This is a genomic window from Solimicrobium silvestre, assembly GCF_002976435.1.
Lineage (GTDB): Bacteria > Pseudomonadota > Gammaproteobacteria > Burkholderiales > Burkholderiaceae_D > Solimicrobium > Solimicrobium silvestre.
The window spans coordinates 50,521-72,115 of the sequence record NZ_PUGF01000015.1; the positions used below are offsets into that span (position 1 = coordinate 50,521).

17 protein-coding genes are annotated in these 21,595 nt (G+C 46.5%); 9 read left to right on the forward strand and 8 right to left on the reverse strand.

Features of this window, described 5'->3' with window-relative positions:
• Positions 1-18 precede the first annotated feature (18 nt).
• Together S2091_RS15385 and S2091_RS15390 are read right to left on the reverse strand one after the other, a co-directional pair.
• The gene (locus tag S2091_RS15385) at positions 19-2,316 is read right to left on the reverse strand and encodes a PAS domain-containing hybrid sensor histidine kinase/response regulator (RefSeq protein ID WP_243405448.1); all 2,298 of its coding nucleotides are present in this window, start codon (positions 2,314-2,316) and stop codon (positions 19-21) included.
• A gap of 47 nt (positions 2,317-2,363) precedes the next feature.
• Positions 2,364-3,128, reverse strand: coding sequence for a Crp/Fnr family transcriptional regulator (locus S2091_RS15390; RefSeq protein WP_105532834.1), 765 nt, complete (start codon positions 3,126-3,128; stop codon positions 2,364-2,366).
• Between the two features lie 238 nt (positions 3,129-3,366).
• Between S2091_RS15390 and S2091_RS15395 the strand changes: the two genes are divergently transcribed.
• Positions 3,367-6,243, forward strand: a complete 2,877-nt coding sequence (locus S2091_RS15395) for a bifunctional diguanylate cyclase/phosphodiesterase (protein WP_105532835.1) — start codon at positions 3,367-3,369, stop codon at positions 6,241-6,243.
• 187 nt (positions 6,244-6,430) lie between these two features.
• On the opposite strand, the gene S2091_RS15400 is transcribed toward S2091_RS15395, so the two are convergent.
• A complete protein-coding gene (locus tag S2091_RS15400; protein ID WP_243405449.1) occupies positions 6,431-7,096 on the reverse strand; it encodes a glutathione S-transferase family protein in 666 nt (221 codons plus the stop codon).
• A 1,067-nt stretch (positions 7,097-8,163) separates the two neighbouring features.
• On the opposite strand from S2091_RS15400, the gene S2091_RS15405 reads away from it, so the two are divergent.
• Entirely contained in the window at positions 8,164-8,901 is a 738-nt protein-coding gene (locus S2091_RS15405) for an NINE protein (RefSeq protein WP_133166925.1), read from the forward strand.
• Positions 8,902-9,111: 210 nt separating this feature from the next.
• Here S2091_RS15405 and S2091_RS15410 read toward each other — a convergent pair whose 3' ends face one another.
• From S2091_RS15410 to S2091_RS15430, 5 genes are all read right to left on the reverse strand, one after another.
• Complete coding sequence (locus tag S2091_RS15410; RefSeq protein WP_105532837.1) at positions 9,112-9,501, reverse strand: VOC family protein; 390 nt, start codon at positions 9,499-9,501, stop codon at positions 9,112-9,114.
• Positions 9,502-9,606: 105 nt separating this feature from the next.
• A complete protein-coding gene (gene acnA / locus S2091_RS15415; RefSeq protein WP_105532838.1) occupies positions 9,607-12,321 on the reverse strand; it encodes an aconitate hydratase AcnA in 2,715 nt (904 codons plus the stop codon).
• 122 nt (positions 12,322-12,443) lie between these two features.
• Positions 12,444-12,869 carry an MliC family protein gene (locus tag S2091_RS15420; protein ID WP_243405450.1) on the reverse strand — a complete coding sequence of 142 codons (426 nt, stop codon included), beginning with the start codon at positions 12,867-12,869 and terminating at the stop codon, positions 12,444-12,446.
• 13 nt (positions 12,870-12,882) lie between these two features.
• A complete protein-coding gene (locus S2091_RS15425) occupies positions 12,883-13,848 on the reverse strand; it encodes an HpcH/HpaI aldolase/citrate lyase family protein (protein WP_105532839.1) in 966 nt (321 codons plus the stop codon).
• Between the two features lie 106 nt (positions 13,849-13,954).
• Positions 13,955-14,944, reverse strand: coding sequence for a malate dehydrogenase (locus S2091_RS15430; RefSeq protein ID WP_105532840.1), 990 nt, complete (start codon positions 14,942-14,944; stop codon positions 13,955-13,957).
• A 383-nt stretch (positions 14,945-15,327) separates the two neighbouring features.
• Here S2091_RS15430 and S2091_RS15435 point away from each other — a divergent pair, with 383 nt between their 5' ends.
• The 7 genes from S2091_RS15435 (at position 15,328) to gltA (ending at position 21,351) form a co-directional block, all read left to right on the forward strand.
• Positions 15,328-16,140, forward strand: a complete 813-nt coding sequence (locus S2091_RS15435) for a GntR family transcriptional regulator (RefSeq protein ID WP_105532841.1) — start codon at positions 15,328-15,330, stop codon at positions 16,138-16,140.
• Between the two features lie 149 nt (positions 16,141-16,289).
• A complete protein-coding gene (gene sdhC / locus S2091_RS15440; protein WP_105532842.1) occupies positions 16,290-16,691 on the forward strand; it encodes a succinate dehydrogenase, cytochrome b556 subunit in 402 nt (133 codons plus the stop codon).
• Position 16,692: 1 nt separating this feature from the next.
• Positions 16,693-17,058 (forward strand): succinate dehydrogenase, hydrophobic membrane anchor protein, encoded by a 366-nt coding sequence (gene sdhD / locus S2091_RS15445; protein WP_105532843.1) that lies wholly within the window; start codon positions 16,693-16,695, stop codon positions 17,056-17,058.
• 20 nt (positions 17,059-17,078) lie between these two features.
• Positions 17,079-18,851, forward strand: coding sequence for a succinate dehydrogenase flavoprotein subunit (gene sdhA / locus S2091_RS15450; protein WP_105532914.1), 1,773 nt, complete (start codon positions 17,079-17,081; stop codon positions 18,849-18,851).
• A gap of 22 nt (positions 18,852-18,873) precedes the next feature.
• On the forward strand, positions 18,874-19,584 hold the full coding sequence (locus tag S2091_RS15455; protein WP_105532844.1) for a succinate dehydrogenase iron-sulfur subunit: 711 nt from the start codon (positions 18,874-18,876) through the stop codon (positions 19,582-19,584).
• Positions 19,585-19,691: 107 nt separating this feature from the next.
• Positions 19,692-19,961, forward strand: coding sequence for an FAD assembly factor SdhE (locus tag S2091_RS15460; RefSeq protein ID WP_105532845.1), 270 nt, complete (start codon positions 19,692-19,694; stop codon positions 19,959-19,961).
• 88 nt (positions 19,962-20,049) lie between these two features.
• Entirely contained in the window at positions 20,050-21,351 is a 1,302-nt protein-coding gene (gene gltA / locus S2091_RS15465) for a citrate synthase (RefSeq protein WP_105532846.1), read from the forward strand.
• Positions 21,352-21,595 lie beyond the last annotated feature (244 nt).

Genomic DNA, 21,595 nt, shown 5'->3' on the forward strand with positions numbered 1-21,595 from the left:
AATCGGTCTTGATTGGCATTACTCTATCTTGCTAACTTCATCTCCTACATCATTTTCTGCCGTGTAGCTCACGGCGGTGTTCAATGCTTCCATGAATTCATCAACCTTAATTGGCTTGGTTAAATAGCGGAAGAAGCCTGCTTCCATTCCTTTTTCGATGTCACGCGGTACCGCATTGGCAGACAGTGCGAGAACCGGAATGTGTGCCGTTAATGGATCTTCTCTCAGAATTCTCAAGGCCCCGAAGCCGCTGATGCCCGGCAAATTAATATCCATTAAAATTATGTCGGGCTGGAAGGTGCGCGCCAGTTGAATTCCCAGGTGGCCGTTAATGGCGGTCAGTAACTTCAAGTCGCTGCGGCGCGCAATCAATTGTTCGACCAAGGCCAGATTGGCCGGATTGTCTTCAACATACAGCAAGGTACGGCGGTCAGAATCGGGGTTTTTACTGTTATGTGTTTGCTGGTCGATATTCAGATTGCTGGTCTCGCCGTACATCAGTTCTGGCGCAACGGAGGCTTGTAATTCAACCCAAAAAACACTGCCGATACCAACGCTGCTTTCAACGCCGATTGTGCCGCCCATTAATTCGATCAATTGCTTGGTAACGACTAAACCGATGCCCGTGCCTTCTTCGGTGCTCACTTCTTGTCCCAGTCGGTTAAACGGCTGGAATAGTTGTGTCAACTGATCTGTTGATAAGCCGATGCCGGTGTCTTTTACGCTGATCCGAACCCAGTTTTCTGCACGCAACTCACATTGCACAATGACCCCGCCACCAGGGCGATTGTATTTGATTGCGTTGGACAGCAAATTGATCAAGACTTGCTTAACGCGCGTGCGGTCGGCATGCACATAAAAAGGCGTATCAACGTGCATGAAGGTCATCTGTATGCCGCGACTGTGTGCCTGCGGTTCGATCATGGACTGGCAATCTTGCAGCACATCGGTGAGCGAAATCGATTCTTGCGACATCGTTACTTTGCCCGATTCAACCAACGCCAAATCAAGAATTTCATTAATCAGTCGCAGCAGGTACCAACCGGCTTGCAATATTTGATCTATCGACATCTTCTGAGCCGCAGTTGGCGGTGGTACTTCAGACGCCATTAACTGCGCAAAGCCTAGCACTGCATTCAGTGGTGTGCGTAATTCATGGCTCATGCTGGATAAAAAATCGGATTTGGCCAGGTTGGCTTTTTCTGCGGCGGCCTTAGCGCTCTCCAATTCGACATTGTTTTCTTGCAAGCGATGCTCGAATTGTTTACGGTCAGTGACGTCACGCGCTGCGGCAAATACACCTTGTAAGCGTCGGTCGCGGTCGTAAAACGTCGTCGCGTTATACGAAACTACGGTTTCTTTACCGTCACGCGCATGGGCAGTGAGTTCGTAATTGGTAACCTTGCCTTCACGCAGCACTCGTGTGATGGCCGCTTCGGCACGTTCCGGTTCGGTGAAATAGTTTTTGAAAGGTGCCCCGATCAATTCATCGCGGGTGCAGCCAGTTAATGCTTCCATCTGCTGGTTCACGTCGCTGATAATGCCGCGGTGATCGGTGGTCATTAATGCGTCGATATTTGATTCAATCAGTGAGCGGGTATAGAACTGCTGGTCACGCAAACGCTGGTAGAGCAAAGCCTGTTCCGCTTCAACTTGTTTGCGTGCCGTATTGTCGGTACCGATGAGCAGGTAACCGATGATTTTATCCTCCGCATCACGCAACGCGGTAACGGAAACAATGGCGGGAAAACGGCTGCTATCCTTACGGATGTAAGTCAATTCATAAATGTCTTCAATGCCGCGCGAGGCTTTGAATACCAAGGCTTCAAAGCCCGGTGTGATGCGCGTATCGAACTCCAGACTAAGTGCTTCTGCCCGCAAAATCAACTCATGTGCGTCAGAGATACCCGCTGGCGTGATCTTGTCCACCACGTCAGCCGCTTCGTAACCGAGCATGCGCTCAGCACCGACATTAAAAATTTGTATTACACCGTGGGCATCGGTGGCAATACTGGAGAAATTGGCACTGTTAAAAATAGCATCTTGCAGGCTTCCTGCCTTTAATAGTGCCGGCTGAATTTTGTTTATGGAGCTTGCCGCCTGAGCTTGAATTTCGCGCTGGATACGGGTAAACATCAGGGCCAGAAACACGAGTAATAAAATGACACAAGCGCCGATGAAGAAGCCGACGATTGGGCTGGACAAGCTGTATGCAATGCCGCCAATCAGCAGCAATACCGCTAGCGTTAGTCCGAATCCGATTTCCATCAATTTGTCGATCGGGGTATTTTTCATAGTAAACATAGGTACAGACATAAATGAGCAAACTTCTGGGCGCAGGCCTCGGCCCAAACAAGGTGATATTAGCGTGCCTGTTGTTGGCCTCCGCTGTTATTACTCGATGAAGTTTGACGCTGCCGCACGTCAGATAACAGTCGTGCAAATTCTTTCTTCACAACGCCATAGCATTCGCAAACGTTACGCTCCAACCCAGCCCGATCTGTAACGGTAATGTGTCCACGCCGGTAGCTGATGAAGCCGTAGCTCTGTAGTTTGCCTGCCGCCTCAGTAACTCCTTCACGTCGCACGCCCAACATGCTGGCAATTAATTCCTGGGTCATGGTGAGTTCATTGGTCGGCATGCGATCCAGCGTTAACAGCAGCCAGCGACACAGTTGCTGTTCCACGGAATGATGGCGGTTACAGACGGCTGTTTGCGACATTTGGGTAATCAGCGCTTGGGTATAACGCAGCAATAGTCGCATTACTGCTCCAGCGCGATTGAATTCTTCTAGTAATAGCTGGGACTTAAGGCGATAGCCATAACCGCCAGTTTGTACAATCGCACGGCTGGGCGTGGTATTGCCACCCATGAACAAAGAAACTCCCAATACGCCTTCATTCCCGACCCCGGCAATTTCAGACGAACTGCCGTTTTCCAGCACATAGTGCAGTGAAATGATCGACGTGGTGGGGAAGTAGACATGTTGCAGCTTACCTCCCGACTCATACAATAAGTCACCAAGTTTCATCTGCACTAACTCCAGATGCGGTGAAATACGATCAAACTCGGCATCGAGCAATGCGGCGAGTAATTGATTTTGATTCGGATCATGCAGACTGGGCATGTCAGCTTCCCTATTTTTGTTTTTATGCGTCGCTTTAGGCATGAACAATATAGATGCTCTAAAGCATTTCGTCCGTCAGAGAGTAACACAGCCATACTCTTATAACGGACTGTATTACGCAGGGGCTATTTGGTCTGTGTGCTAACGCACATACATGGCGAAAATTTTCATTCATAGTCGCCTTTAATTTCGCCGTTTTGTTGATTAAACTGGGGAGAGACGACTTTCGAAGGACAGTATGGACAAGTTATTACGTCGGGTTAGATTCTCATTTACGGTGTCGGCGCTGCTAACTTTATTCGTCGGTCTATGCTTAACTATGCTGGTTTTTACCGCAATTCGAAAAGTTGAGTCAGATCAGCAGAAAATTCAATTTCGGCAAAATGCCAATTTGCGCATCTCGGTGATCGAAATTGGACTGCAAGATGCTGTTGAGCAATTAGTGATACTTAATCAATTATTCCGTACTTTCGGCATCATCACCAGAGAACAATTTCACACCTTTACTGCGCCAATTTTGAAGCGTTATCCTGAAATTCAGGCGCTCAGCTATCAGCGCCTGTTGCGACAAACTGACCGGCATAATTTTGAAATGGAAATGCGGCGTCGCAACCCCGACTTCATGTTGACCGAAATCGTGAACGATCAACAACGGCGTGCCTCAATTCGTGACTATTACAACGTCATTGATTATCTGGAACCAAGCATAGGCAATGAGGCCGCATTAGGGCTGGATACGGCTTACAACAATGATCAAACACTGGCTAGGCAGCGTTCCCGCGACACAGGTAATGCGGTTTCTACCGGGTTGATTTCGTTAGCTCAACATAAAGGTTTGCATAGCGGCTTTTTGGTATTAGCACCGGTTTATCTGCAAGGCGTTCCGCTCGACGGTGCAACTGCACGCGAACGCGCTGCGATAGGTGAAACTTCCGCCGTATTTCGCAGTGATCAACTGATCAACACCATACTGCGTTCTGGCGGGGTGGCAGAAGCTACCGGTATGGGGATCAGTATTTATGCCAGTGCGCAGGCTGATCCGCAAAACCTGGCGTTTCAACAGAGTGGACCAAAACCGGTAATGGAGTCTATAAAACTGCCTGTAGGCTGGCTGTTTTACGATAATGCCGAGCCACTTGGTCACACTTTTACGTTGGCAGGAAATGAGTGGCATTTAGAGGTAATTCAAGCATCGACACCGTTCACCGTGTATCACCACGGCGCCTTGTACGTATTGCTGGGCGGCTTGTTATCGAGCGTGCTGGCGGCCGCTTATGTGTACAAATTAGTGCTGCGCATCGCCACGGTTGAACATGAAACCAGCGAGCGTGCCGCAACCTTACAGTTTGCCAATTTGCGCTTATCGGAAGATATTGCATTGAGCCTGCGCACCGAAAAATCGTTACGCTTACGCGAGCGCGTGATTGAGGTTTCCGCTAATGCCATCATCATTTGCAGTGCCAATGCGCCGGACTATCCGATTGAATATGTCAATCCGGCCTTTGAACGTATTACCGGCTACAGCGCCGACGAAGTGCTTGGCCGTAGCCTGGAGTCATTGCAGGGCAATAGCCAGGACCAGCAGAATATTGAAGAGATACGTGCGGCATTACGCGATAAGCGCGAAGGTCACGCATTGTTGCGTAATTATCGTAAAGACGGGACTGGCTACTGGAACGATTTGTTTATCGCGCCGGTGCAAGATGAACATGGTTTGATCAGTCATTTTGTGGTCGCGCAATACGACATTTCGGCTGTCATGAAGTATGAAGCGGAAATGGAGTTTCAAGCCAGTCACGACACATTGACCGGCTTAGCTAACCGTAATTTATTACGCGAACGTCTCACCGAAGCGATTGCCGATGCGGAACGCAGCGGTACGCCGTTATGGGTGGTATTCGTGGATTTAGATCGTTTTAAATTCATCAACGACACACTGGGCCATGAAGCAGGCGATGCTTTACTTAAAGTGCTGGCAATGCGACTGCAATCGGCCACCGGAGAAGCCGATACCGTGGCGCGGCTGGGTGGTGATGAATTTGTGTTGGTGTTCCCTAATCAAACTGAAGATGCGCCGGGTTTAGTCGTATTGCAGCGCATTATGGACTCGGTTGCGCAACCGCTGATGTTGCAAGATCATGAGTTTTATTTAACCTGTAGCATGGGAATAGCCCAATATCCGGGTGACGGCAATACAGCCGAAAGCTTGATCAAACATGCCGATATTGCGATGTATCGTGCCAAAGAAATGGGCCGTAATACGTTTCAATTTTATACGCCGACCATGATCGAACGCACGCTCGACCGCTTAAGCATCGAAACCGATTTGCGTTACGCGCTGGACCGCGATGAATTTGTTATTCAATATCAACCACAAGTCAGTCTAGCTACAGGCCGCATCGTCGGTATGGAAGTCTTGCTGCGATGGGAGCATCCCGTTCTTGGTTTGATTGCGCCAACCCGTTTCATTGGTTTGGCGGAAGAAATGGGCTTAATTGTTCCCATCGGTGCATGGGTGATACGTACTGCCTGCATTCAAACCAAAGCCTGGCATTTGGCCGGATACACCGATCTGCGGGTTGCGGTGAATCTGTCGCCGCGTCAGTTCACGCAAAAAGCGTTGGCGCAGTCGATAGCCGATGTGTTAGCTGCAACCGGACTGGAACCACATTTTCTGGAACTGGAGCTGACCGAAAGCATGATTATGAATGATGTCGATAATGCGATTACGATTTTGCGCGCGTTGAAACAACTCGGTGTGCATATTTCTATCGACGACTTTGGTACGGGTTATTCTAGCTTGTCCTACCTGCGCCGTTTCCCTATTGACGTGTTGAAAATTGACCAGTCTTTTGTCAATGAATTGAACATAGATGCCGATGCAGCCGCTATCGTGATTGCCATCATTTCACTGGCGCATAGCCTGCGGTTGAAGGTGATTGCCGAAGGTGTTGAAACACCGGAGCAGCTAGCTTTTTTACGCGCGCACGGTTGTGATCAGATGCAGGGTTATTATTTCAGTAGACCGGTGAACGCCGAGCAATTTGAACTGCTGTTGCAGCAGGAGAGTGGTGCAATTATTGATGATAATGTTTTGTATTTTGGGCCGCATTAACTGTATTAGCTCAAGCTTGAACATACATACGAGGTTTGATCGAATCGAAACTTAAAGCCTCTTTATTTAAATTTTTGGTTACTTGCCAATAAATTTAAACTTATTAACTGGCAGGTCACCGCCGCCAGTTAATAGGCATTGAATTTTATACGGAGATTGTCCTTGTCATGTCCTGAGCTGATCTTCATCAGCCGCTCGATGGCTTGCCAGTGAAAACAGCCAATTGAGCGTCGAAAGCACGCTGGTAGGCGGGCCGCGCTTTGCCGCGGGCGACATAGGCGGAGAGGTTCGGATATTCGTCCAATATGCCCGATCTGCTCAACCTGAGCAGCACCGACACCATCAGAAGATCGCCTGCACTGAATGCACCATCGAGCCAGTCGGCATCGCCAAGGCGAACGGAAAGTTCGCCCAGCCGGATACGGATGCGATCCTCGACAACAGGCAGGCGCTGCTCAAACCAGGGTTTGTCGCCCTCCATGAGTCTGGCGATCCCGAGATCAATGATTGGCGGCTCCATCGTATTTAGCGCGGCAAACATCCATGTGATCGCGCGCGCCCGGGCATTCGCATCGTCTGGCAGCAGGCCTGCATTGCGCTCCGCAATATGGAACACGATCGCCCCAGACTCGAACAGGGCGAGATCGCCTTCTTCATAGGTCGGAATCTGCACGAAAGGATGGAGCGTACGATGCGCAGATGCTTTCATCTCGGTGAACGAAACAAGACGAACTTCGTAGGGTTGGCCCACTTCTTCAAGTGCCCAGCGAACGCGCATGTCACGCGCAAGCCCCTTGCCTCCATCGGGCGACCGTTCAAAGGCTGTAATAGTGGGGATCATTGGAAGGGTCATGGTAATTTCTCCTTTGCTGGATGGGCGGGCTTCATTTGGTATGTGCCGTAATCATGCTTATCATAAATTCAGTTCGACTTAAGCATCGAACACGGGGCAGCGGTGTCCGACCGTCCCAACATCATCAATAGCTTTGATGCTAATAATTTAGTGACTAATGGGAAGGGAAGTCCACTATATTGTGGTACGTCATCTGGAACGTCAGTATGCCATCCGGGCACCACAGCGATGGCGAGGTTTATCGTGAGCAGAATTTCTGATGCCAGCTGTCTGCCAAATCGTTATCGACCATCGTCGATACAGGGCGATATTGTTGTACGCTGTAAATGCACTGTGGATGACCTGCTAAATCGCCAAATGAGTGTGAGATTGAGTATGCGCCGCAGCTCTCTAATTCCTGCTGTCACTGATCAACAGCATTTCGTGGTCATCACATTCACCAGAATTAACCACCAAATCCCCATAGACCGTCGCTCACTCTGAATGCACGGATTGTTTTACGCGGTTTCCTCCCTCGGGGCTTGTCCGACACCTGCCTGCAGGGATTGCTGTTGCTTGGGCGAGCTTCAGTGGTGGGCAGATGACTGACAACCCTTAACGATTCCGAGCTTTCACCAAAGCACGCTGACCGGCTCTTAACAGTCCTATACATGATATTCGTTCAAGAAAAGTAACACAATATTGAAATGGCGCAATTTTGAGACGATGAGCGCAATAGAGTCTATAACTGAAAATCAGTTCGCGAAATCCGGACCAGATCGAACTTTAAAATGCATGATCGAAGACCTAGATGATTATGGGGGCTGCCATGTTCGATTTATAGCCCTTAAATCCACCCATCTTAATTCTCTGAATAATAAATGTGGAAAGAGGATGTGTTGTAATTTCGATTTTACTTATTATTGGATAATTGCTATTTTTGGAATTTTGTTTTATTGTTCCTCGGCAATAGGGGGGCTTGATTGACTAAGTAAACGACCAGTCTGGCGCGAACTTTGCGGCCTGGTTACCGCTCAAGTAAACATTTACTTTGAGCGCTCAATATAACGTTTTATAAAAAGGGAGAGATGATGTCCGATATGGTCTTCTGCAGAGGATGCGGGAAAGAAATTCATGTTACAGCACCGACATGCCCCGGTTGCGGTGCCCCACAACGGGTGGCTAAAGCTGGAAAAAGCAAAGTTGTCGCTGCGGTTCTCGCCCTCTTTTTGGGTGCTCTCGGCATCCATCGTTTTTATCTGGGGCAATGGTGGGGAGTCTTCTACCTATTGTTCTGCTGGACGGGTATTCCGTCCTTGATCAGTTTCATCGAGACTATTGTATTTCTTTGTACCAGCGACAAAACTTGGGACGACAAACATAACGGTGGCATCCCCTCCAATGGAGGCTCGACTGCGGCAGTGGTGGTTACAGTCTTTGTATGTCTGTTCGGCGGCGTGTTTGTAATCGGCATTCTAGCAGCCATCGCAATCCCGCAATATCAAACTTATACGATAAAGGCGAAAATGGCTGAAGTTGAAAGCGAAGGGCAAAAAATCACTTCGTCATTTACACGTTACATGCAAGACAATAAATCTATTCCTGCAAACATTAATGTTTTGGGGGTGGATGTATCTAACAAATTTATTTCAGAAGTCGAGATCAATCAGGTGAACGGCGTTGTCAGCCTAACGCTTACGGGTAGCGTACCGATCAACGGGAAGCATTTTCTATTGATTCCTAAGGTAGATGCAGACAAGAAACTTATATGGGGATGTGGGAGCGAAGATTTGGCCGTTGCATATATCCCGACCAAGTGCCGCTAGACTGCATGCTTCGTATTACGCTCACAACAGACCCAGTCTGAAGAAAGTTGGTAGTTCGGCGTTACTAGGGTGCAAGTTCCTCCTTTAATCGACGCTGGTGTCTAATTGGCCTGCTGATCATTATGTTTGAATCATCACCTATCTGGAAGTCTACTTTTAGTCTTCCAGGCAGGTGATAAAAGGTTGGCGACACAACGCAGGTATTCCCACTTAGCTCATAGGCGAACACAACTCAATTAAAGAGCCTTCGGCTGAACGCACATAAGCAACCTGTTGTCCCCAAGGTTTTTGGGCAGGTTCTTTAATTGCCACTGCACCAGCTGCCACTGCCTTGGTAAAGGCCGCGTTAACGTCCTCAGTAACAAACGCCAATTCCACGCCAAACGGCGCGCCCGTTGCCACTACCTTTTGATAGTGTCCGTCCAGATTCATTTCACCCATCTGGTGTGCCCCAAACGCTAGCACGGTGGCACCGGTTTCAAGCTCGCCATACATCTCGGACTCATGCAAAAAGCGTGTCTCGAATCCGAATGCTTCTTTATAAAATTTGAGAGTATCTGGAACGGAGGTAACGTAAATAATCGTGTAGCCAAATTTCATTTTTATTCCTTGTTTGGTTTATAAAAAAGCTGCTCAACACATTCTAAACTGCCCAATAAAAAACAGCGGCTTGCGCCGCTGTTTTTTTACTGAGTTACATACTTATTACGCCGCTAACAACTGACGCAATACAAACGGCAAAATACCGCCATGTTTGTAGTAATCAACTTCAATCGGTGTATCAATACGCAGCAACACAGTCACTTCTTGTGATGTGCCATCTTCACGATGAATCACTAAAGTTGCGTTTTGTTGTGGTTTGATTTCGCCATCCAAGCCTTTTAAGTCATAGGTTTCTTTACCTGTAATGCCTAAAGTTTGCACGCTATCGTCGCCGATAAATTGCAATGGCAAAACGCCCATGCCGACCAGGTTGGAACGGTGAATACGCTCGAATGAACGAACGATAACTGCTTTAACACCTAACAACTGCGTACCTTTAGCTGCCCAGTCACGTGAGGAGCCTGTACCGTATTCTTCGCCACCAAACACCATCGTTGGAACGCCGTTTTCAACGTATTTCATTGCTGCGTCGTAGATCGCCATTTGTTCGCCGGTTGGCTGGTAAGTGGTGATGCCGCCTTCAACCTGGCCGCCGTCTTCTTTCAACGGGATCATGCGGTTTTTGATACGCACGTTAGCAAAGGTGCCGCGCATCATGATTTCATGGTTACCACGGCGTGAACCGTAGGAATTGAAATCTGCCTTGAGTACATTGTTCGCTAATAACCATTTGCCAGCAGGGCTGGTTTCAGTGATAGAACCGGCTGGAGAAATGTGGTCAGTCGTGATCGAATCGCCAAACACACCTAAAGCACGTGCACCGATGATGGTGGTTGCAGCAGCTTTTGGTTCCATTTCAAAGTCATTGAAGAACGGTGGTTCAGCAATGTAAGTGGATTTTGGCCAGTCGTACACGTCACCTTCAGCGCCACCTTTAATGTTTTCCCACAGCTTGCCTGGTGCGCCTTTAACGTCTGCGTAATTCTCTTTAAATACTTTAGAATTCATCGCAAATTTCATTACCTTGTTGATTTCTGCGCTAGTTGGCCAGATATCGCCCAAGAAAATGTCTTTACCTTTAACGCGGCCAACTGGCTCGGTCATTAAGTCGCGTGACATGTTACCGGCAATGGCGTAAGCCACAACCAGCGGAGGAGAAGCCAAAAAGTTGGAGCGGATATTGCCGTGAATGCGCGCTTCAAAGTTGCGGTTACCTGACAACACGGCAGATGCCACGATGTCGTTCTTGATGATGGCTTCGTTCATGGCTGGTGTTAAATCACCAGCATTACCGATACAAGTGGTGCAACCGTAAGCAGCAACGCCAAAACCGAGTTTTTCCAGGTATGGCAACAAACCAGCAGCTTCCAAATACTTGGTTACTACGCGTGAGCCAGGAGCTAACGAAGTTTTGATATGTGGGGATACTTTCAAACCGGCTTCAACAGCTTTTTTAGCCAATAAACCAGCCGCCATCATGACGCTTGGGTTGGATGTGTTGGTGCATGACGTAATCGCAGCAATGACGATGTCGCCATTTTTGATTTTTACGCCGTCTGAAGTTTCATAAACCGCATCCAGATCTTCGTCTTTTTTGTTGAAGCCGTTTTCTGATACCGGTTTGGAGAATAAATCGCGGAAAGTTGATTTAACATTGCCGATTTCGATCCGGTCTTGTGGACGCTTAGGACCAGCCAATGAAGGAGCAACAGTAGATAAATCTAACGACACTTCTTTGGTGTAATCGATGTCACCTTGTTTTGGAACGCCAAACAGGTTTTGCGCTTTGAAATAGCCTTCAAATGCACTGATTTCAGCTTTGCTGCGGCCAGTACCTTTGAAGTAATCCAGAGTCGCTTCATCCACTGGGAAGAAGCCCATGGTTGCGCCGTATTCTGGAGCCATATTGGCGATGGTAGCGCGGTCAGTTAATGTTAATGTGCTAGTGCCTGTGCCGTAGAATTCAACAAACTTGCCAACGACTTTTTCTTTACGCAGCAACTCAGTAATGGTCAACACTAAATCGGTTGCGGTAACGCCTTCACGTAACTGACCGGTCAAATTTACACCGACTACGTCTGGTGTCAGGAAGTAAACTGGTTGGCCTAACATGCCGGCTTCCGCTTCAATACCGCCCACGCCCCAACCAACTACGCCAATACCGTTGATCATGGTGGTGTGGGAGTCAGTACCAACTAAAGTATCTGGATAGTAGATGTCCTTTTTAGCGATTTTATGTACGCCGCGTGCCAGATATTCCAAATTGACCTGATGGACAATACCGAAGCCTGGAGGAACTACGCCGAACGTATCAAAGGCTTGCATGCCCCATTTCATGAACTGGTAACGCTCATTGTTACGTGAGAATTCCAGTTTCATATTTAAATCGAGGGCTTTCTTTTCGCGGTAATGATCAATCGTGACAGAGTGATCAACTACTAAATCAACCGGAACCAATGGTTCGATATTTTTAGCTTTAATGCCCATTTTAGCGGCTACATTACGCATCGCGGCTAAGTCAGCCAGCAATGGAACGCCGGTAAAATCTTGTAAAACAACGCGTGAAACAACAAAAGGAATTTCATCGTTACGGTCTGCATTGGCACCCCAGTTGGCCAATTGTTTTACGTGTTCTTCGGTTACTTTTTTGCCATCGCAGTTACGCAATACGGACTCTAAAACAATACGGATGGACACTGGTAAGCGTGAAATTTTTACGCCGAGTTTTTTTTCTAGCGCAGGTAAAGAATAAAACTTACCTTTTTTGCTGTCTGAAATTTTAAATTCTTTCAGGGTTTTAAATGCGTCTTGACTCATGGCTGTTCCTTTTAGTGTATTGAGTGCTGCAGTTATGGAGCGATTACTGATTTAATTTATTTTACTGTCTTACTTACTATTTTTGCTATTGATGCCGTGCTGACTAGTCAGGCTCTTATGCCTTATTGACCAGCCGTTTTGCAATCATTGGCCAATTGCTGACCATGACGTGAATCTAGCAACATACCTTTAGTTGGAATGCCGATCCAGACTAAGCCGGCTTTTTTATTTTCAAAGCGATTCGCACCGGTCGTGGTGACTACACGTTTTAAGCGATACAGCTTGTTTTTCCAGCGTAAAGCAACATGGTCATTATCATCGCTGTTGGTATAAATAGTCAGCGAATCTTTAAGCTCGCATTTATACTCGTAAGTCGTGCTTTCTTTGATGTCGGGAGTCATGTCGTCTTCATCGTTGCTGACTTCTTGTGCTGGAACGGCTTTTTTAGTTGCCGTTTTTTTTACCGGGGTAGGCGTAGTCGATTGCGCAAAAACGAATTGGCTGGTGATTGAAAGGGTGATAGCGGCGCAAATGGTGCAAAATTTCACAAATTTCTCCTGTTTATAGTAGTTCTAATGCTGTTTCTGGTAAGGCTAAGCCATTGGTTTTGGCGCGTTTTAAGACCATCCAATAGTAGCGGTAACTAGCGCGGTCATGTAAGCGACCATTCACTTGAATTGGCCCCCATGCTGCTGCTTGTGCTGCAGTTAAAATGGTGATCGCTTCTTGTAATTCTGAGCTGCGTGGTGCAAATGCTTTAATAATGGGCTTAATCTGGTCGGGATGAATACTCCACATGCGACTGTAACCGCATTCATTAAAGGCGCGTTGCGCATCATTGGCGACCACCGCGGTATCTTTAAATTCAGTGGTGACATTATGCGATGCAACTTTTCCATGCAAATGGCAAGCCGCCGCAATATCTAATTTTGCACGCATTACCAACGGATGGGTAAATTGCCCGGGCGTGCGCATGGCATTGCCGGGAATTGCACCGTAGTGTGCGGAAACAAAATCCATAATTCCGAATGACAAGCATTCCACCGACTTAAGTGCGGCGATCTGTTGTACTTCGGCTAAAGCGCCGTGGGTTTCGATTAGTACATGAATCGGAATTGCCGGTAAGCCTGAAAAATCACGTTGCAACGCAATCGCTTTGATAGCGGTTTGAAGTTGTGCCACATTGTGTACTTTGGGTAGCACAACATAGGCTAACTTGCGGCTGGTGCAAATGTGTTGAATATCTTGTGCAAAAAACGGACTGGACGGTTCGTGCAGTCGCACGCCGATACGTCCAAAATGATTGGCGTCGGACTCTAGCAACTCAGCAATCAGTTGTGCGTGTGCTGTTTCGTTGCCATAGGCAGCGCCATCTTCACAGTCAAAGGTAATGTCGAATAAAGTCGCTGATTCCTGTTGCAGAATCATTGATTTACGCATTAACTTTTCTGAGCCAGCATAATGGTCGCAGACAGGTAGCGAAACCGGTAGTAGGTCGTCTTGGAATAATACGTTAGATGGATGCATCGTTTATATGTATAGACTACCCAAGCGGTTAGCCTGGGTAGTTGTATCACATTAGAAATAGAACAGTGAAGCTGCTAAGAAAATAATCGAAATAAAATAACCTAAATTATCCGACTAAATGTTTAACGCCTTCACGCTCTTCTGACAGTTCTTTGAGTGTAAGGTTAATGCGTTCTTGTGAGAATGCGTCAATCGCTAAACCTTGCACGATTTGGTATTCGCCGTTAGCTGTAGTAACAGGGAAGCCAAACATTGTGCCTTCAGGAATGCCATAAGAACCGTCAGATGGGATACCCATGGTAGTCCATTTGCCATTAGTGCCTAAAGCCCAGTCACGTACATGGTCAATTGCTGCATTAGCTGCTGATGCTGCTGAAGACAAGCCGCGTGCTTCGATAATGGCTGCGCCACGTTTTCCAACTGTTGGCAAGAACACGTCTTTGTTCCACACGTCGTCATTAATCATTTCTTTGACTGATTTGCCATCGGTAGTCGCAAAACGGTAGTCGGCGTACATCGTTGGTGAGTGATTACCCCATACGCACATTTTTTCAATTTCTGTTACTGATTTGTTGACTTTGGCCGCGACTTGCGACAACGCGCGGTTGTGATCCAAACGCAGCATTGCTGTAAAGTTTTTGGATGGCAGGCCTGGTGCCGATTTCATGGCGATGTAGGCATTGGTGTTAGCTGGATTACCTACAACTAAAACTTTAACAGTACGCTTAGCAACTGCGTCGAGTGCTTTACCTTGAACGGTAAAAATTTGTGCATTCGCTTCTAATAAATCTTTACGTTCCATGCCTGGTCCGCGTGGGCGTGCGCCAACTAACAGGGCAAAATCGATATCTTTAAATGCTGTCATTGGATCGCTGTGAGCGGTCATTCCAGCCAATAATGGGAATGCGCAATCGTTGATTTCCATCATCACGCCTTGCAGCGCTTTTTGTGCTTTTTCATCTGCAATTTCTAATAATTGCAAAATAACCGGTTGATCTTTGCCGAGCATATCGCCATTGGCGATGCGGAATAATAAGGCATAGCCGATTTGTCCAGCGGCGCCGCTTACAGAAACGCGCATAGGTGATTTAGTCATGTTCAATCTCCAAAGTAATAAAAACAAGATTACAAAAGTGCCGGATAAATGCAGTAAAAAATCAATAAAAGCAGTAATTTTACTAGCAGTTGTCTGGCGAGTTAGTAGGTATATCTTTGGGCGTATCAGTCAGCCCCGTCCTATTGCTGAATTTATATTGAGCGTGTGCTCAGGCTATATTTTATATAATCATTCACAATGCCACATAAACTTGACAGAAATATGACCAGTAATGCTGAAATTGCGCCGCTCAATATTTTCTTAGGCGCGAGTTTAGGCTCTCAGATAATGCATGTCAATATATATCATATGTCTTATATAAGACATGTTAAGTGCACTATTTTGCTGGACGATTAATGGGTTTTGTGGTGAAATCTAGGTCTATGAACCCTGACCTGCCTAATCCATCAGCAACCGACCAAGTAAGTCAAACTACATTGACTCCGACGGTTGCACATGCCCCATCTCCAAATCAGTCAGCCCCAACTTTTAGTCCCTTATATCAACAGATTAAATCACTCATCACACAAAGTCTACAATCAGGTGAGTGGAAGCCGGGTGAATTAATTCCTAGCGAGGTTGAATTGGCGGTGCGGTTTAAGGTCAGTCAAGGCACCGTGCGTAAAGCGATTGATGAATTGTCGGCGGAAAATGTCGTGGTGAGAAGGCAGGGTAAAGGCACTTTTGTTGCCACTCATCATGAGGCGCGAGCACAATTCAGGTTTTTACGTTTAAAGCCGAATGAGGGCGTGCAGCAATATCCTTCAAATCGTATTCTTGAGGTAAAGCGAATTCGCGCTCCGGCTGAAATTGCTAAATTGCTGGATATAAAAGTGGCCGACTCGGTCATTTTTATACGCAGGGTGCAATCTTTTGACGGTGTGCCAACAATTTTGGAAGAGTTATGGTTGCCGGGCGCTATCTTTAAAGGTTTAACCGCCGAGTTACTCAATGAGTACAAGGGGCCGATGTATGCCTTATTCGAAACTGAATTCGGCACGCACATGATACGTGCGTCAGAGCAACTTCGATCGGTAGCTGCGGATCAGGCTGCTGCGGATTTGTTAAAAATAGATGTGGGTGCGCCACTATTAAATGTGGAGCGAGTTTCCTACACTTATGGGGACAAACCGGTTGAGTTCCGCAGAGGGTTATACTTAACGTTAAATCATCATTATCATAATGAATTGAGTTAGTAGGACAAGTTGCATTGGTTAAATTTTGCTTGTTGTACTAATCTTTATAAGAATTATTTTGCAAGTTTGTCGAATAAGTCTTGGTGCGTCGCACAAAATAGGTGAAAATTATGCGCCTATGAAATATTTCAATAAAAGGAGTAGTTGTTATGCCTGAAGCCCACCGGCCACAGTTTCGTAACATTCATGTTACACAATTAGCCAAATATCGCCTACCTCTAGCCGGAATTGTGTCCATCTTGCACCGTATTAGCGGCGTATTGATGTTCCTGCTTTTGCCATTTATTCTTTACCTGCTCGACAATAGCCTGACTTCTGAAGATACCTTTGCGTATTTGAAGGGTTACATCCAATTCCCGTTGGTTAAGTTAATTATTTTAGTCCTGTCTTGGGCCTATTTGCATCATTTCTGCGCTGGCGTTCGCCACGTGGCGATGGATATGCACGTGGGTTTGGACAAAGACACAGCGCGTAAATCTGCCGCTGGTATTTTTATGGTGAGCATTCCACTTGCAGCATTGGTTGCCCTGAAATTGTTTGGAGCATTTTAAAATGGCAAATAATAATATTGGACCAAAACGCCTGGTAGTCGGCGCGCATTACGGCCTGAAAGATTGGCTGGTGCAACGTTTAACTGCAATCATCATGGCACTGTATACCGTGATTTTGCTGGCCAAGTTTTTAATGGCGAATGATTTTAGCTATGTTGGTTGGGCTGGCATGTTCGCCCAGCAGTGGTTTAAGCTGGCTACCTTTGCAGTGCTGATGTCGTTGTTCTATCACGCATGGATCGGTATTCGCGATATATCAATGGATTATGTTAAGCCACTTGTGTTGCGGTTGACATTGCAAGTTGCCGCCGTATTGTGGTTGATTGGCTGTGCCGGTTGGACAGTACAAATTTTGTGGAGAGTGTAATCGTGGCTGAAGCTAAACCTATTTTAAAATCAACTATCCCTACGCGGCGTTTTGATGCGGTGATTGTCGGCGCAGGCGGCTCTGGTATGCGCGCTTCGTTGCAATTGGCCGAAGCAGGCTTGAATGTAGCGGTTCTCTCTAAAGTATTTCCTACCCGTTCACACACTGTTGCTGCACAAGGCGGTATCGGTGCTTCCCTGGGAAATATGTCGGAAGATAACTGGTACTGGCATATGTTTGATACCGTAAAAGGATCAGACTATTTAGGCGACCAGGACGCGATTGAATTCATGTGTCGTGAAGCACCAAAAGTGGTGTACGAATTAGAACATTTCGGTATGCCTTTTGACCGTAATGCAGACGGAACTATTTATCAGCGTCCATTCGGAGGACATACCGCTAATTTCGGTGAAAAACCTGTGCAGCGCGCTTGTGCTGCGGCCGATCGTACCGGACACGCTTTGTTGCATACGCTGTATCAGCGCAATGTTAGCGCTCGCACACAGTTTTTTGTTGAGTGGATGGCGTTAGATATTATTCGCAATGAAGATGGTGATGTTTTGGGTGTGATCGCACTTGAAATGGAAACCGGCGAATTGATGATACTTGAAGGTAAAACCACTATTTTTGCAACCGGTGGAGCAGGGCGTATTTTCGCGGCATCTACCAACGCATTTATCAATACTGGTGATGGCTTGGGTATGGCTGCACGTGCTGGCCTGCCGTTGGAAGATATGGAGTTCTGGCAATTCCATCCAACTGGCGTTGCCGGTGCTGGTGTGTTGATTACCGAAGGCGTTCGTGGTGAAGGCGGAATTCTGGTCAATTCAGAAGGCGAACGTTTCATGGAGCGTTATGCGCCAACCTTGAAAGATTTGGCACCTCGCGACTTCGTTTCTCGCTCGATGGATCAAGAAATTAAAGAAGGTCGTGGTTGTGGTCCTAATAAAGATCACGTGATGTTGGATCTGCGTCATATCGGTGCAGAAACAATTGAAAAACGTTTGCCGTCAATTTTGGAAATTGCCCATAAATTCGCTAACGTTGATGCGACTAAAGAGCCGATTCCAGTTGTGCCGACAATTCACTACCAAATGGGTGGTATTCCAACCAATATCCATGGTCAGGTAGTTGCGCCAAAAGACGGCCAGCCGAACGCTATCGTTAATGGTATGTATGCGATTGGTGAGTGTGCTTGCGTGTCTGTGCATGGTGCAAATCGTTTGGGTACTAATTCATTGTTAGATTTGTTGGTGTTTGGTCGTGCTGCCGGTAATCACATTATTGCCGCTGATTTAAAAGCGCAGGAACACAAGCCTTTACCAGCGAACGCAGCAGACAAAGCGTTAGCGCGTTTGAATGCGTTGGAAAACAGCTCAGGTACTGAAAAAGTTCAAGACGTGGCTAATGCAATTCGTAGCGCAATGCAGCGTTATTGTGGCGTGTTCCGTACTGACGAATTGCTGCAGCAAGGCTACAAAGAAATTATGGTCATCGCTGAACGCTGCAAAAATGTTTCATTCAAAGATAAATCAAAAGTATTCAACACCGCGCGCGTTGAAGCCTTGGAATTGGATAACTTGATTGAAACGGCAAAAGCCACCATCACTTCGGCAGCAGCTCGTAAAGAATCACGTGGCGCACATGCGCACCGCGATTACTCTGCACGTGATGATGAAAACTGGATGAAACATACTCTGTGGTACTCAGAAGGTAATCGTTTGGATTACAAACCAGTTCAAACAAAACCGTTGACTGTGGATACGTTCAAACCGAAACCACGTACATTTTAAAAAGAACACCAAAAGGTAGAACATGGCACGTACTTTAAAATTTCAAATTTACCGCTACGATCCTGATAAGGATGCTAAGCCGTATATGCAAGATTTGTCTGTAGAGCTGCAAGATACAGACAAAATGCTGCTCGATGCATTGCAACGCATCAAAGCCGATGTGGATGATTCATTGTCGCTGCGCCGCTCATGCCGTGAAGGCGTGTGTGGCTCTGATGCGATGAACATCAATGGCAAAAACGGTTTGGCTTGTACAACCAATTTGAATGAACTCAAAGAACCTATCGTATTGCGCCCATTACCTGGCTTGCCGGTAATCCGCGATTTGATCGTCGATATGACGCAATTCTTTAAGCAATACAATTCAATCAAGCCATTCTTGATCAATGATTCCATTCCGCCTGAAAAAGAGCGTTTGCAGTCACCTGCTGAACGCGAAGAGTTAGATGGTTTGTACGAGTGTATTTTATGCGCTTGCTGCTCAACTTCTTGCCCATCTTTCTGGTGGAATCCGGATAAATTTGTCGGCCCGGCTGGGTTGTTGCAAGCGTATCGCTTTATTGCTGACTCACGTGATGAAGCTACTGGCGAACGTTTGGATAATCTGGAAGATCCGTATCGTTTATTCCGCTGCAAGACCATCATGAATTGCGTGGATGTCTGCCCTAAAGGACTGAATCCAACCAAGGCAATTGGCAAGATTAAAGAACTGATGGTACGCCGCGCTGTATAGTGTTTGTTTTATGATAAAAGTGGGTAAGCTGAAGTCGATCTTCTTTTGCCCACTTTATCCGATGTGCCTCACTTCCCGGTGCAGGGCCACATCAAAAAAGGAATTGTATGTTGATTACTCACCAAGCTGATCCAATTAAACGCGCCAGATTACGGTGGCGTGCGCGTCGCGGTTTATTGGAAAACGATTTGATTTTGACGCGATTTCTTGATGCAAACGAAGCAACGTTAACCGATGATGAAGTTGAAGCATTTTCAAAACTTATGGAATTGTCAGATAACGATTTAATGGGTTTGATACTTGAACGAAATGAGCCAACGGGTGAGCTTGATGATCCTGTGGTTCACACACTGATTCAACGATTACGATCTGCTTAGCTTAGTTATAAACTGCGCATAACAACGTTCTACTGATTTTTTTTGAGCCGTTCGATTAACGACTCACCCCTCCCAAGAAGGAAGAGCCATGACTAACTCTGAAACCAAAGCCACGCTAACCTTTTCTGACGGTTCTGCACCGCTGGAAATGCCTATCTACAAAGGGACTGTTGGTCCTGATGTCATTGATATTCGTAAATTGTATGCTGCAACAGGTATGTTTACTTATGATCCTGGCTTCATGTCGACTGCCGCTTGTAATTCTGCGATCACTTATATTGATGGTGATAAAGGCGAATTGTTATATCGCGGTTACCCGATTGAACAATTGGCAGCTAAAGGTGATTTCCTGGAAAGCTGTTATTTGTTGCTGAATGGCGAATTGCCTAATACAGCGCAAAAAGAAGAATTCGTGTACATGGTTTCGCGCCACACAATGGTGCATGAGCAGATGCAATTTTTCTTCCGCGGTTTCCGTCGCGACGCACATCCAATGTCGGTGTTAGTTGGTACTGTTGGTGCGTTAGCTTCGTTTTACCATGATTCATTAGATATTAATAATCCACGTCATCGCGAAGTATCTGCAATCCGTCTGATTGCCAAGATGCCTACGTTGGTTGCGATGGCTTATAAATATTCAATCGGTCAGCCGTTTGTTTATCCTAAAAACGAATTGTCGTTCAGCGCCAATTTTATGCACATGATGTTCTCCACTCCTTGTGAAGAATATAAAATCAATGACGTGTTAGTGCGCGCTTTAGATCGTATTTTGATTTTGCATGCAGATCATGAGCAAAACGCATCGACTTCTACAGTGCGTCTGGCAGGTTCTTCAGGTGCAAATCCGTTTGCATGTATCGCAGCTGGTATCGCTTGTTTATGGGGGCCTGCACATGGCGGCGCTAATGAGGCAGCGTTATCCATGTTGGAGCAAATTGGTAGTGTTGACAATATCCCTGAATTTATCCGTCAAGTTAAAGATAAAAATTCTAGCGTTAAATTGATGGGCTTTGGACATCGTGTTTACAAAAACTACGATCCACGTGCCAAATTAATGCGTGAAACCTGCTATGAAGTGTTGGCAGAACTTGGCCTGGAAAATGACCCATTGTTTAAATTGGCGATGGCGTTAGAAAAAATTGCGCTGGAAGACGAATACTTCGTTTCTCGCAAATTGTATCCAAACGTTGACTTCTACTCAGGTATCGTACAACGCGCGCTGGGTATTCCAACCGCTCTGTTTACTGGTATTTTTGCAATGGCACGGACCATTGGCTGGGTCGCTCAGTGGAAAGAAATGATTTCGGATCCAGAGCAAAAAATTGGCCGTCCACGTCAATTGTTTGTAGGCGAAACAACACGTACTGTTAAACCGATTGCAGAACGTTAATCAAAATTCCATGTAATTTTTAATGGAAAAAGCGAGCTTTAGCGGCTCGCTTTTTCCAAAAATTATATGGTATGCTTCGCCCTAGTAATTTATTGGAATTAGTGTAAAGTGCAGTCGAGAATTACTTTCTCTTAACCGTAAAAGTAATTAACAGACTAAAACCTCGAGCCCTTCCCCACAACTTGATGTGCAATCCGCTAACCGGTCAGGCCGTGTCGCGGAAGGTTAGATTAACCCGCTAATC